The sequence below is a fragment of the Sphingomonas sp. CBMAI 2297 genome (assembly GCF_029870595.1).
Taxonomy (GTDB): Bacteria; Pseudomonadota; Alphaproteobacteria; order Sphingomonadales; family Sphingomonadaceae; genus Sphingomonas.
This window is the reverse complement of sequence record NZ_JAPDIR010000023.1, coordinates 67677-78328: the sequence shown is the minus strand read 5'-3', so window position 1 is coordinate 78328 and position 10652 is coordinate 67677. Positions and strand designations below refer to the sequence as shown.

Here is a 10652-nt window from a genome sequence, read left to right as displayed (position 1 = left end):
GTTTATTTCTTTGGGGGTCTGGGGGCCTTTCTTATCAAGGGGGGCGGCGTCCGCGACATCACGTGATGTCTTGTGACGTCCCGTGATGTCACGTGACGCACCCGCCTTCTCGCGATCGCGCTGACCCTGCTTGCGGGCAGCATCGCGGGCGCGGCGCGTCTTGATGGCAGTGGCATCGGCCTGGGCGGTGGCGAGCGCCATGGCTACCTCGCCAATGAGGTCCATCGGCGTGCCGGCCGCCATCAGGCGCGCGAGAAGATCGGCGCTCACGACTCGACCACCTCGATATCAGGATAGCAAGCGCGAAAGAGCGCCTTGCGCAGGGGCCAGTCGCGGACACGCATGCCCTTGCTGTCCTCGACCACCAGCCGGCCGTCAGCCTTCCGATAGCGGAAGTCCGGGGTATAGCAGGCGCGCCGGCCGCCGTCATGGATCAGCAGCCGGCCGTTCACCTCGAAATAGTAGCGCGGGCCGATTTCCAGCTCGGAGATCAGCCCGGACCGCTGCTCGAGGTGCAGCTGTGCGCAACGGCGCGCCTCCTTCTTCGAAGGGTGCGCGTGGCCCCGGCCGCAATCAGCCTTAGTCGCCTGATATTTGTGCCCCCGCGCTCGCTTCGCGAACGGGCTCCCCCCGGTTCCGCTCATTCGCAGAGACCGTATTCACTGTCGCACGCCAACGGTGACGCCGCGTCGATCGCCGCGAGCATGTCAAATTGCCGGCCGCCGCGCGTGGTCGCCGACCATTCGACGACCTTGTCGATCGCGGCCCGGTTCCAATCTGCTAGATCGCCGGGCACTTTGTCCGCGCTGAAGAACGTCGCGTATTCTCCATCGCCGCCCTGGTCGCGACGACTGACAAGAGACACCAAGCGCTCGGCGTCGCGAAGCCAGTCGATCTTCTCCGGCGTGTGGCGCGCAACTAGAGCAACTTCCTTCTTGCGGCAGTTGATGCAGGGCCAACAGCCAACGCGGCTGGCGCCCATGAGGTACAAGGGATTCGGCCTGATCCCGTGCCGCTTGGCGATGGCGAACACCTCATCCGCGCCCCACCTATGAATTGGTCGCGTGATGATCTTCGTTCCGCCGCCGACGCGCTCTCGTTGAAGCGTCGGCTTTTTGGCACGATCACTGCTCTCTGCCGCGCGCTCACCCACCCAATCGATGGTGACGCCGCCGGCCGCCCAGATTGGCGCCTTGTGCAACATCAGCGGAAGGATCTTGAGTTCTTCCGTGCAGAACTTCGCCTTTTTCGACGGAAACCGACCGTGGATTAGGCACATATCGAGGAACGCGTTGCCTGTGGGGTTGAGCGCGGCGATGGCCTGCTCGATCCGGGAGGCGGAAACCGGCGGCGACACAACCACGGGACAATCGCAAGACGCCGCCCACTCCCTCAGTGCAGCCGAGCGCTCAGGCGAGTAGCGGCAGCCCGGCGCATGCTTTGGAATTGCAGATCGGCGCACGTTGCAGGCCGTCGTGTGCCGCGTTCTCCGGAGTTCCTTGGGCCAATTCTCTCGGATGGCCAGCCGCTTGCGTTCGAACGCGGCCGCATCGATCAGCCCCGGCACGTCGTAGGCAGAAAGGCGCTCGATCGGAACGCCTAGCGCCTGCTCAAGATACCCTACATGATCGACCGTGATGGGATTTTCATTGTCCACGTCGCAAAATTGAAACCGAGGCCTGAAGTCAGGCTTGCGGTTCATCCGCTCAACGGCAAGGCAAGCTACTGCCGTGCTGTCCTTGCCGCCGCTGATCGGGATGAAGTGCTGCGCGAAAGGCGCTGGGGTGCCAAAGGGCGCCGTCATGCCGCGAGCCTTTCCAGGCGGTCGCGATAGAGCTTCCTGCCTACCCATGGGCCCGGCATGTACGGGCTGGTGAAATCGTGCTGATCGTCGAGCCAGTCGTGGCGGTGCCCGTTCAACGCGAGCGTGACCGCGTCCGCCGAGCTGATTTTGCCGGGGTAGCGGCCGGCCACAGCAATGCCGCGAAACTGGTGAGTGCAGGGCCACTGTCCCTTGAGATGGCGGTCCACCTCTTCCATGCGCCGATGGTACGCATCGCAGTCGACCGCACGCTCCTGAGGAATCACGTCGCCGATTGCGGGATCGAATTGACCGACCCAGCCGAAGCAGATCCTGGCATATCCCGCGTCGATCAGCCTGCTAAGGCGCTCGAGCGGTTCGTTCATGTGCCAGACGGGCGCCCCGCGTTCTTTGCCGAAGGGCCACTCTACGAGAAGTGCGTCGTTGAGCTGGGTGGGCGCGGCGATGCGATCCGGGATCACCGCCCAGCGGCGACCGACGAACAGCCTCGGCTCAAGGAAGTGGTAATAGGGCGCCCAGTCGCGCTCCAGCTCCTCCCATTCTCGCTTTGCCTTTCGCGCCGCCTTCCAGAACGTGTAGGCGCTGCAATCATACATGATGTCGTCGCAGAGCGTTTCGACACGACGCGCGTCGTCCGGCCGCGCGAACGGGATGCAAGCCGCCCGCTGCGCCAGGACCGCCTCGAGCGCAGGAATTGGGCTCAGTGGGGTGCCATGATAAACAAGCGCCATCACCGAGCGAACCTCGCCCGTCCGCGCAGGCCCTCAGCCACGGTGAAATGGTGGGCGGACATGGCCACGCTCGCCGGGTCCATGCTCTCGGCCAGCTGGATCGCCTGCTCCTCGTGCTGCTGAGCCAGCGCGAGCACCTCGGTGACGTGCGATAGATTTGCGATCTCAGCGGGACCGCCAGCCGGCGGCGTCACCGAAGCACCTCCTCGACGATGCGAGCGGCCTCGGGGTCATCGTGGAAGGCGCGCGCCAGCAGCGTCGATGCCATGTGGTTGTCGCCCACGAGGATCGCTTGCAGCCCATCGCGGAGGTCGCGCGGGTTGGTGGCGATCCGCTCGGGATCGGGTTCGGACGCATTCTCGTCGATCTCCCCCTGGGTCGCCGAGACATTCAGGCCGATGTCGTCGACGGCCCGATACGGGCAGCCCTCCGGCAACTCGGCCAAGCCGAGCACTTCCATGATGTCTTCGATGGCGGCGGTGGCCTTCAGCATAGGCATGACGAGATCTCCTCAGGCGGCAGCGCGCAGCGCCGGGCCGGTTGGCAGGAAGGGCGCCACGAGGGCGCGGCGGTCGGTGACTTCGCGGGAGGTGATGACGGTGGGGTCGCGCGGCCCGGCCATGCGCCAGATGATGCCGCTCTCGCCGAAGGTGTTCAGCGCATCGCGAACCGGCCGGAGCGCGAACACGATCGCCATGTCGGGGCCTTCCCAGGCAGCCTCGAGCAAGACTTCGCCCTTGCCCCAGCCGCCATAGTCGCCGCGCGACGCGGCCACGGCGCGGCAGCGCTCGCCCAGGTGAAGGGTGACTTCCCGGTTCCGGGGATCGGCCACGGTCGCCACCAACTCGAGGTCAGCGAGCAGCGCCGCTGCGTTCACCATCAGCGCGTGGGGCAGATCGCGGGCGAATTGCTCGTCCGACAGCACTGCCGGCGCGTCGATCAGGCTGGTGACGATCGCCACATTGCTGCGCGTGAAGGTCGCCGACGCGGCCCCCGCGCGGATCGCCACCGGCTCGGCGCCTTCCGCGAACAGATCGGCGACCAGCCGCGCGCTCTCGCGGGGGATAATCATCCGCACTTCGTCGGCACCGGCGCCGGTCAGCTCGTGGATCCGGTGTTCATCCGCAGCGACGAAGCCGAGCGCGCTGCCCGAGCCGTGGATCAGCACGCCACCGAGGGCGGGCTGGGTAGCATCCTCGCGCGGCACCGCGATCGTGGCGCCAAGGCCAGCCGCCAGCGCGGTGGCACTGGTGGACAGCTCGGCGCCGACGGTCTCCCGTGCGGCAACATACCGGTTCACCGGCCAGGTCTTCAGGGTGAGCCGCTGCCGCGCGGCACGGACAAGCACCCCGTCGCTCTGCACGGTGATCGCGCACTGGATTCCGGCCTGCGCCTTCCCGAGCCAAGCGAGCAGCTGGGGCAGGGGAATGACGACATGGACGGGATCGCCCTCACAGGCCGCGCCGACCACGATCTGGCGATCGAAGTTGGCCGAGCGGATACGAGCCGCGCCACCGGCCGCCGCGATCTCGACCAGCGGCGGGCCCATCCGGGCCTTCGCATCCGCGCCGATGGCCCAATTCGGCGCCGCCCAGGGCGTGACCTTGGCGGCGATGCCGAGCGCGTCGGCGAGCGCCTTGGCGTCGAAGGTGGCGGTTGCGCCCACCACGGCGGGGGTCTGGGGCTCCATCGTTAGATCCCCAGCGCCTGCTTATAGGTCTCGAGCAGCATTTCCGCTTCGTCGCGGTGGTGCTTCTCCATCTTCCGCAGGCGGACGATCTCGCGCATCGTCTTCACGTCGAAGCCGGTCGCCTTGGCCTCGCCGTAGGTGTCCTTGATGTCGCCGCCGATGCCCTTCTTTTCTTCCTCGAGGCGTTCGACGCGCTCGATGAACAGCCGAAGCTGCTCAGCGGAAATGCTGTCGCTCAAAGGTCTTCTCCTTCGGGGGAAATGCCCGGCAAGGTCAGTTGCGGGCGGGGATTTGCGGCCAGCCAGCCGGCCAGGCGCGCCTTCGCTTCGTCGAGCGCGGCGAAGGCGTCCGAGAACTCGCGGTTCGCCGCGTCGCGCTTCTCTTCGGCCCGAACCGTGCGCTTCTTCGCGAGGATCACGAGGGCTTCGAACTGGGCGCCTTGGGCGGCGACATCGAGGAGGGGGTGGGGTGCGTTCATGCCGCCTCAGCCCCTTCGCCGAGCAGCAGCCGCGATTGGCGCGACGCTTCCTCGATGCGCCGGCAGGCGGTCTCGAAATGGACGGGGTCGTGCTCGATGCCGACGAAGCGCCGGTCGAGATCCAGCGCCGCTACACCGGTGCTGCCCCCCCCCATGAAGGGATCGAGGATCAACTCGCCCGGCGCGGTCTGCACCTCCACGAGCGACCGCATCAGCTGAAGCGGCTTCTCGGTCGGGTGCTCGCGCGTGGTAGCGGATGCGCGCGGCGATCGGATGACGTTGCCGAACCGCGCGGAGTGATACTCCGGCGTGGCGATCGCGAAGTGCAGCATGCACTCGTGCTGCGCGCGGAAGCCGGTGCCCAGGCCAAGCGCCTGCTTGTCCCACACCGGCATCGCCTGCCAGCGCAGGCCGGCGCTCTCGATCGCGGGCGCAAGCATGGCGATCATCCGCCAGTCGCAGAACAGCGTAACGGTCGCGCCCTGGCTATCGGCGTGCTGCTTGAACAACACGGCGACGCCGCGCAGCAGCCATTGCAGGCCAGCCGTCGTCATGTTGTCGCCGCCGAACCATTCGATTTCGCGCAGGGTCTCGCTGCGAAGGCCCTGCCCCTTGGCCTGGCGCTTTGCCGCCTCGGAGAAGCCGCCCGAACAATAGGGCGGGTCGCCGATCAGCGCGGCAGCCTTCAGCGGCTCGATCCCGGCCATGACGGTCAGCGCGTCGCCCAGGTACAGGGTCGCGTTGCCGATGACCTCTTTGCGCAGATAGGCCGGCATCAATATGCCTCCCGCTGCTGGCGCTCGTGGCGCAGCTGGCCGGCCAGCATGTGGTTCGCGACCTCGCGCTTACCGTGCACCTCGGTGCCGGGGGTATCGTCCTCGATGATCCGGCGAGCCTCGGCGGCGCCGAACGCCTTGCGGAGACGCTGATATTCATCGAGCCGGTCAGCCGGGCACCACGCGAACATCTCCGCGGCCCGCTCGCGCATCGCCTGAGCCTGGGCGGCACGCCGCCGCTCCTCGGCGCCCGGCGTATCAAGGAAGCGCTGGCGCACTTGCAGGCCGTGCTGCCGCCGCATCTCGCGATAGGCCGGATCTTTCAGGGCCTCGGCCTCATGCGCCTTGCGCACGACGCTCATTTTTGCCGCATGGTCGGGCGAGCTGAGCTTTTCGCGAAGGCGCTCCAGCCGGCGGGCCTCGACGACGGGATCGAGCAGCAGGCTTGCGGCGCCGCAAGCACGGCAACGCCCCTTGGAGTTGCGCGAGATCGGCCGGCCGCAGTCGGAACAGGACCGGGCCATCAGTGCCTCCAGAACGCGATAGTGCGGTCGCTCTGCCAGCAGAGCGCGCACGCGGCGCAGTAATCGGCCTTGGCGTTGCCGGCCGCGTCGGTCAGACCGCGCTGCGCCAGGCAGACGGTGTGCGGGGTATCCTCGCCGCGCTCGATCACCACCGAACCGCGCGTCGGCGCATCGTGGCCACTGAAGCGATAGGCGAACCGGTCGGGGTGGCGCTCGTTCAGGCGCGAGACGATCCGGCCGATGTCGCTGGCCGGCGGGTGCGCGGTGTATCCGAACACGCGCAGCGCCGGGAAGATGGCCATCGCTTCGCCCCAGAGTTCGGCATAGCCGACCGAGTAGAAGTCGCCGAGCACGTGCAGGCGCACCACGAAGCCAGCCGGGTGCTCGGCCTGCTTGGCTTCCAGCTCGGCCCAAAGCATGGCCTCGAACTCGGGCCCGTGCGCGATGCGCCTAGCCCAGTTCATGTTCGACCCGTAGCAGGTGTTCCACTCCGCGCAGCTGCGCGGGCAGGTGGCACGCTCCTCGAGCGTCAGGGTGAAGATGGGCGCCCCCCCCCACCGGCCGCGCTCGACCACGGCGCCGATCTTGCGGCTGTTCTTCCCTGACACGAGCAGGCGCGGCAGATCGCCGGGCTGATAGACCCGCTTCGGCATGATGGTGCGGCCCTCGACGATCGCGGGATGATCGTCGGCCAGGCGGGCGCGGGCGCCGCGCGCTTCGATGCTCTCGAACCGGCGCTGTTTTCCGCCGTGTCCATACCCCTTTCTGGGGATTGACGGCGCGACGATGCGGGCAGGCGCGTTCACATCAGCCCCGCGGCGATCAGCTCGGCGCAGGTGCGGCGCGACCGAAAAGGATAGGGATGGTCGAAGTCGCGACGACGCAGCGTGCTCCGGTCGATCGGCTTCGGGCGCATCAGCACCGGGCAGAAGTTTTCGATCGCGGAAGCGGCCATCGCCGCGACCGCGCCGTGAATGGCGCTCATATTTTCAATCCTCCTGCCCGGCCTGCCCGGGTCTCAATTCAATCGGTTGGCACGTTCAGGGCACCGCTCGCACTGGCGAGCGGGCGATATTGATTCGTTCGATCCAGTCGGCGGTCAGCGCGTGGACGGTGCGGATTTCCTCCTCCATCCCCAGCAGTTCGCTGTGTGTCTTTGCCGTGCCCCCGGGGCTGGCCGGGCTCTCGGCCTCGGCTACCTTCGCGAGAAGCGTGGCGAGCGGCAGCGTCCCTAGATCGGCGCTCGTATCCAGGTCCTTCGACACGATCTTGCGACCGTAGAGGTCGGCCACATCGTCCAGCACCGTCGGATCGGCGCCGAGTGCGTCCCACATCCGTTTGGGGTGCGGGGACGAACCGCCCAAGATGTTGCGCAGCTGCTTAACGGTCATGTCCATGACGAACGCGAGAGGCTTCTGGCCGACCCGGCGCTGCGCCCGGGCAAGGCCTGAGACCATCGCGTCGTGGAACTCCTCTTCCCGGACGCTGCTCGTTTCGGGAACGACACTACCGGCCGCGTTAGTCATTGTGCCGCTCCATGAGAGAAGGCTTGGAAATGGATTGGATGCCTCCAGGGAGGGCGTTTCCCGCGCCCTCCCATTCGGCTACCGTCGCGCTGCAACAAGCAACGGGAATTGCGTGTGACTGGCATTCGCGATTGGGATCTGCGACCGGACGGCAATCTGCTGATCGGGCCAGCGATCGGCTGGGATACAGCCATCGCACCGATGACAGCATTGTTGCGTCTTCGATACGCCCTCTCGGAAGAGGAGTACGAAACGGGAGGTCGCTCCGCTCAGGTGGTGCTGACCGCCGTGCAAGCACGACAGCTGTCCGAGGATCTACGGCGAATGGCAGACGCACTGGACGACGACAACCTGCCTCACGGGACGGCGCAGTAGGCATCTATGCGGCCTCCTTCGCGGCTGGCCGCTCCTTTGGGAAATCCTGGTCGGACAGGGCGCAGCCTTTGCGGGCTGCTAGCTCAACCAGTGCCGGCACGCGCCACGCAGGAACGAAGCGCGCTCGCTTCCAGCTGTGCACGGTGGTGAGCGGGATGCCTGTTTCGTTGGCTATCGCCGTCACGCCGCCAAGCTGCTGAATGATGTCGGGAACGGTAGCCATGTCATCAACATATGAAACTCGTATTTCAATGGCAATAGGAAATACGACCTTCGCATTGGACCGGCGCGTGGGTTCCGAGCATCTCGGGGAAATGCAAACAGCAAGCGAGATTCTGGCCGCCCTGAAGCGCCGCCTCGATTCGCGCGAAATTACCCAGCAAGACGTGGCGGACGTGCTCGGGGTGAAGCAGCCTAACGTCTCGACGCTATTCAACCCTGTGAAACGAACGGGGAAGCCGCGGGCACTGACCTACGATGAGGGCGTTGCGCTGGTTAGAGAATTCAATCTCGGCGATGTGCCAGGCGTTATTAGTGCAACATCGATCGCGCCGATTCTGCGAGCGCTTCTGTCTGCCGCTCCTGAGGGCGAGCCATCGGAGCGAGCCTCTCAAGCCTTAGCTGTAGCGTTACGACATGGCATCGCGCTTCTTGAAGGTTTGCCTTCCAATCAGCCCACTGAGGAGCAGATCTCCTCGGCCGCTCGCGCAGCAGTCCTTCGATATCGCGAAGCCGCTCAGCCATAACTATTCTACACATCGCGCAGTCCAAATAGCACGGTGAACAGCCCTCCTCGCATTCGGGGCTGGGCAACTGCGTGCGTCGAGTCGCGATCGTCATGTTCTCTTTCTGTTCTTCAATTTCCTACAAGTCTAGGACTTTTCCTACCGCAATAGGATCGGAACCTGGCGGCGAGATTATACGAATATCTGATTATCGTATTGACGATGATATACGAGAGTCGTATTCGAGAGTCGCCACCTGATCTGCCGCACCCGCGGCACGCAAGACGGTGGCGATGGAGAACGCCGCCGTGTCAGCACCAAATCCGCAGCATACCCCGGAGCCGAGGCTCACCGCAAAGAAGAAGGTCGCGCTCGGCGCCGCCTTTAAGCAGGGCGGGGCATGGTATGGCCTTCGGGGATCTCGGGCGGGCGGTTCCTATAGCCGCATGTGCCGGCAACTCGCCGCGATCGGCTTGGTCGAGCGCGGCTCGCCCTACCCAATCACGCTGCGCGGCATGGAGGTCCTTCGGGGCATCTGGGATGCCCGCTGGCGCCGAGACGGCTGCTACGCATACCTACTCGATCTTGAGGCGGTAGACGCAGCCATCGCCAAAGCGCGAGGCGAACAATGAGCTCTCCGCGCCGCCGCGCCAGCGACAACCCGGATAGCCAGGCCCGTTGGGCGCGGGTGTGGGCCGGCGACTGGCCGCGCCTCCCGGCGCTGTTCGAGCGCAAGGTCGCCCTCCTGTTGGCGCGGGGTGGCCGGTGATGACCGAGCGCCTATCATCCGAGGTCATCAAGCAAGCGCTGCTGACGGGCTATCGCGTCCAGCCGTCGCGCATCGACACGTTCCCGAACATCTGGATCGGCGAGCCGCAGATTGGATCGCAATGGACGGTCGAGCAGCTGGCGCGCATCGAGAAGGAGAGGACGGGCGCTGAGGCATTGAAGTCCCGCTTCGGCGATATCCTCGCGGCCAAGCTGCGTCTTCCCGAGCGCGTCGAGAGCCACACCGTCGACCTGGGCAGCCATTCGGTGCTGTGCCCGCTGCTCGCGCGCAGCAGGGATCTGCATCGCGTCCTCATTATCGCGCCAGGCGGTGACAAGCTCTGGGTCAACGCTCGATGATCCGCGTGCGCAAATACCGTGCGGCGGACGAAGCCAGCCGCCGCGCCGCGATCGGCGCCGCCGGCCTGGGCGGCATCCTGCTCGCCTCCATGCTCTTCCGCGCGGTCATCGCCGCGCAGCTTCCCCCCGCGGGCGCCACCGTCGCCAAGCCCGTGCCCCCTGCTCCGGTCGAGGTGGCCGGCCGGAGCCCCCAACCCGAGGGACAACCATGACGGACCTATCCGGCCTGATCAGCGCGGCGGTCGCCGCGAAGATGACACCCGAGTTCATCGAGAAGGAAGTCGACGCCCGCGTTGGCAAGCTGATCGTGGAGAGCGTGGACAAGGCGCTGCGCACGTGGAGCGACACCGGCAAGCTTATTGAGAAGGCGGTCGAAGAGGCGCTTCGCGTCGAACGCATCGATCTGCCGTCCTATGGCAGCGTGGTCGCTGGCATGGTCAAAGCGCAGGTCGAGGCCAACGTGGCCGAAATCATCGCCGGCCGCCTGAAAGAAGACGTTGAGCAGCTGCTCAGCCTAGCACCGAAGACGGTGAAGCTGTCGAAGATCGCGGCGGACATGATCGAGAGCCGTCACGGCGAGGGCTGGGGTGAGGTCATCACCGTCATCGTCGAGCACACCGACTATGGATACGTGCGCGTCTGGCTCGACGATGACGAGGTGATTGAGCCTCGTGACAAATACCGGTGCGCCGTCAACTTCAGCTTGGATAAGGATGGCAAGATTTTCTCGGCCACGCTCGAGGGCAAGGACATCAAGTCGGCCCAGAAGCTCGGCGGGCGGTACGGTCTCGAGCAGAAGATCCGCGCATACTACGCGGTGGGCACTATCATCGAAATCGACGAGGACGCCGTCATCACCTCCATCGGGGACTGCTGA

21 protein-coding genes are annotated in these 10652 nt (G+C 66.0%); 6 read left to right on the top strand and 15 right to left on the bottom strand.

The window, feature by feature from the left end:
- From OMP43_RS21790 to OMP43_RS21725, 14 genes are all read right to left on the bottom strand, one after another.
- Positions 1-270, bottom strand: a 270-nt coding sequence (locus OMP43_RS21790) for a hypothetical protein (protein WP_280281665.1), incomplete at its 3' end; no start/stop codon positions are given.
- Positions 267-644, bottom strand: a complete 378-nt coding sequence (locus OMP43_RS21785; RefSeq protein WP_280281664.1) for a DUF1064 domain-containing protein — start codon at positions 642-644, stop codon at positions 267-269. The genes OMP43_RS21790 and OMP43_RS21785, both read right to left, overlap by 4 nt.
- On the bottom strand, positions 641-1804 hold the full coding sequence (locus tag OMP43_RS21780) for a phosphoadenosine phosphosulfate reductase family protein (RefSeq protein ID WP_280281663.1): 1164 nt from the start codon (positions 1802-1804) through the stop codon (positions 641-643). Before OMP43_RS21780 ends, OMP43_RS21785 begins: the two co-directional genes overlap by 4 nt.
- Entirely contained in the window at positions 1801-2553 is a 753-nt protein-coding gene (locus OMP43_RS21775; RefSeq protein ID WP_280281662.1) for a hypothetical protein, read from the bottom strand. The genes OMP43_RS21780 and OMP43_RS21775 overlap by 4 nt, the downstream gene beginning before the upstream one ends.
- Positions 2553-2747 (bottom strand): hypothetical protein, encoded by a 195-nt coding sequence (locus tag OMP43_RS21770; RefSeq protein WP_280281661.1) that lies wholly within the window; start codon positions 2745-2747, stop codon positions 2553-2555. The genes OMP43_RS21775 and OMP43_RS21770 overlap by 1 nt, the downstream gene beginning before the upstream one ends.
- Positions 2744-3046 (bottom strand): hypothetical protein, encoded by a 303-nt coding sequence (locus tag OMP43_RS21765; protein WP_280281660.1) that lies wholly within the window; start codon positions 3044-3046, stop codon positions 2744-2746. Before OMP43_RS21765 ends, OMP43_RS21770 begins: the two co-directional genes overlap by 4 nt.
- A gap of 18 nt (positions 3047-3064) precedes the next feature.
- On the bottom strand, positions 3065-4243 hold the full coding sequence (locus OMP43_RS21760) for a hypothetical protein (protein WP_280281659.1): 1179 nt from the start codon (positions 4241-4243) through the stop codon (positions 3065-3067).
- Positions 4244-4245: 2 nt separating this feature from the next.
- Positions 4246-4482: a DUF2312 domain-containing protein gene (locus OMP43_RS21755; protein ID WP_280281658.1), complete on the bottom strand. Its 237-nt coding sequence runs from the start codon at positions 4480-4482 to the stop codon at positions 4246-4248.
- Positions 4479-4721: a hypothetical protein gene (locus tag OMP43_RS21750; protein WP_280281657.1), complete on the bottom strand. Its 243-nt coding sequence runs from the start codon at positions 4719-4721 to the stop codon at positions 4479-4481. Before OMP43_RS21750 ends, OMP43_RS21755 begins: the two co-directional genes overlap by 4 nt.
- The gene (locus OMP43_RS21745) at positions 4718-5497 is read right to left on the bottom strand and encodes a site-specific DNA-methyltransferase (protein WP_280281656.1); all 780 of its coding nucleotides are present in this window, start codon (positions 5495-5497) and stop codon (positions 4718-4720) included. Before OMP43_RS21745 ends, OMP43_RS21750 begins: the two co-directional genes overlap by 4 nt.
- Positions 5497-6021: a hypothetical protein gene (locus OMP43_RS21740; protein WP_280281655.1), complete on the bottom strand. Its 525-nt coding sequence runs from the start codon at positions 6019-6021 to the stop codon at positions 5497-5499. Before OMP43_RS21740 ends, OMP43_RS21745 begins: the two co-directional genes overlap by 1 nt.
- Positions 6021-6827, bottom strand: coding sequence for a hypothetical protein (locus OMP43_RS21735; RefSeq protein ID WP_280281654.1), 807 nt, complete (start codon positions 6825-6827; stop codon positions 6021-6023). The genes OMP43_RS21740 and OMP43_RS21735 overlap by 1 nt, the downstream gene beginning before the upstream one ends.
- Complete coding sequence (locus OMP43_RS21730; protein WP_280281653.1) at positions 6824-7006, bottom strand: hypothetical protein; 183 nt, start codon at positions 7004-7006, stop codon at positions 6824-6826. The genes OMP43_RS21735 and OMP43_RS21730 overlap by 4 nt, the downstream gene beginning before the upstream one ends.
- A gap of 55 nt (positions 7007-7061) precedes the next feature.
- Positions 7062-7547, bottom strand: a complete 486-nt coding sequence (locus OMP43_RS21725; RefSeq protein WP_280281652.1) for a hypothetical protein — start codon at positions 7545-7547, stop codon at positions 7062-7064.
- 114 nt (positions 7548-7661) lie between these two features.
- On the opposite strand from OMP43_RS21725, the gene OMP43_RS21720 reads away from it, so the two are divergent.
- Positions 7662-7922 carry a hypothetical protein gene (locus OMP43_RS21720; RefSeq protein ID WP_280281651.1) on the top strand — a complete coding sequence of 87 codons (261 nt, stop codon included), beginning with the start codon at positions 7662-7664 and terminating at the stop codon, positions 7920-7922.
- Between the two features lie 4 nt (positions 7923-7926).
- Here the strand turns inward: OMP43_RS21720 and OMP43_RS21715 are convergent, their stop codons facing one another.
- The gene (locus OMP43_RS21715; protein ID WP_280281650.1) at positions 7927-8145 is read right to left on the bottom strand and encodes a hypothetical protein; all 219 of its coding nucleotides are present in this window, start codon (positions 8143-8145) and stop codon (positions 7927-7929) included.
- On the opposite strand from OMP43_RS21715, the gene OMP43_RS21710 reads away from it, so the two are divergent.
- From OMP43_RS21710 to OMP43_RS21690, 5 genes are all read left to right on the top strand, one after another.
- The gene (locus tag OMP43_RS21710; RefSeq protein WP_280281649.1) at positions 8144-8668 is read left to right on the top strand and encodes an XRE family transcriptional regulator; all 525 of its coding nucleotides are present in this window, start codon (positions 8144-8146) and stop codon (positions 8666-8668) included. The genes OMP43_RS21715 and OMP43_RS21710 overlap by 2 nt on opposite strands.
- Positions 8669-8940: 272 nt before the next feature.
- Positions 8941-9279, top strand: a complete 339-nt coding sequence (locus tag OMP43_RS21705) for a hypothetical protein (RefSeq protein WP_280281648.1) — start codon at positions 8941-8943, stop codon at positions 9277-9279.
- Positions 9280-9415: 136 nt separating this feature from the next.
- Positions 9416-9775, top strand: coding sequence for a hypothetical protein (locus tag OMP43_RS21700; protein ID WP_280281647.1), 360 nt, complete (start codon positions 9416-9418; stop codon positions 9773-9775).
- 5 nt (positions 9776-9780) lie between these two features.
- Positions 9781-9987: a hypothetical protein gene (locus tag OMP43_RS21695; protein ID WP_280281646.1), complete on the top strand. Its 207-nt coding sequence runs from the start codon at positions 9781-9783 to the stop codon at positions 9985-9987.
- Entirely contained in the window at positions 9984-10652 is a 669-nt protein-coding gene (locus OMP43_RS21690; protein WP_280281645.1) for a hypothetical protein, read from the top strand. The genes OMP43_RS21695 and OMP43_RS21690 overlap by 4 nt, the downstream gene beginning before the upstream one ends.

What these genes read in the sequence shown, in the direction of transcription:
- OMP43_RS21785 (WP_280281664.1), bottom strand. Translation starts at nt 644, where the DNA reads ATGAGCGGAACCGGGGGGAGCCCGTTCGCGAAGCGAGCGCGGGGGCAC.
- OMP43_RS21780 (WP_280281663.1), bottom strand. Translation starts at nt 1,804, where the DNA reads ATGACGGCGCCCTTTGGCACCCCAGCGCCTTTCGCGCAGCACTTCATC.
- OMP43_RS21775 (WP_280281662.1), bottom strand. Translation starts at nt 2,553, where the DNA reads ATGGCGCTTGTTTATCATGGCACCCCACTGAGCCCAATTCCTGCGCTC.
- OMP43_RS21765 (WP_280281660.1), bottom strand. Translation starts at nt 3,046, where the DNA reads ATGCTGAAGGCCACCGCCGCCATCGAAGACATCATGGAAGTGCTCGGC.
- OMP43_RS21760 (WP_280281659.1), bottom strand. Translation starts at nt 4,243, where the DNA reads ATGGAGCCCCAGACCCCCGCCGTGGTGGGCGCAACCGCCACCTTCGAC.
- OMP43_RS21750 (WP_280281657.1), bottom strand. Translation starts at nt 4,721, where the DNA reads ATGAACGCACCCCACCCCCTCCTCGATGTCGCCGCCCAAGGCGCCCAG.
- OMP43_RS21745 (WP_280281656.1), bottom strand. Translation starts at nt 5,497, where the DNA reads ATGCCGGCCTATCTGCGCAAAGAGGTCATCGGCAACGCGACCCTGTAC.
- OMP43_RS21740 (WP_280281655.1), bottom strand. Translation starts at nt 6,021, where the DNA reads ATGGCCCGGTCCTGTTCCGACTGCGGCCGGCCGATCTCGCGCAACTCC.
- OMP43_RS21730 (WP_280281653.1), bottom strand. Translation starts at nt 7,006, where the DNA reads ATGAGCGCCATTCACGGCGCGGTCGCGGCGATGGCCGCTTCCGCGATC.
- OMP43_RS21725 (WP_280281652.1), bottom strand. Translation starts at nt 7,547, where the DNA reads ATGACTAACGCGGCCGGTAGTGTCGTTCCCGAAACGAGCAGCGTCCGG.
- OMP43_RS21710 (WP_280281649.1), top strand. Translation starts at nt 8,144, where the DNA reads ATGTCATCAACATATGAAACTCGTATTTCAATGGCAATAGGAAATACG.
- OMP43_RS21715 (WP_280281650.1), bottom strand. Translation starts at nt 8,145, where the DNA reads ATGGCTACCGTTCCCGACATCATTCAGCAGCTTGGCGGCGTGACGGCG.
- OMP43_RS21705 (WP_280281648.1), top strand. Translation starts at nt 8,941, where the DNA reads ATGGAGAACGCCGCCGTGTCAGCACCAAATCCGCAGCATACCCCGGAG.
- OMP43_RS21700 (WP_280281647.1), top strand. Translation starts at nt 9,416, where the DNA reads ATGACCGAGCGCCTATCATCCGAGGTCATCAAGCAAGCGCTGCTGACG.
- OMP43_RS21690 (WP_280281645.1), top strand. Translation starts at nt 9,984, where the DNA reads ATGACGGACCTATCCGGCCTGATCAGCGCGGCGGTCGCCGCGAAGATG.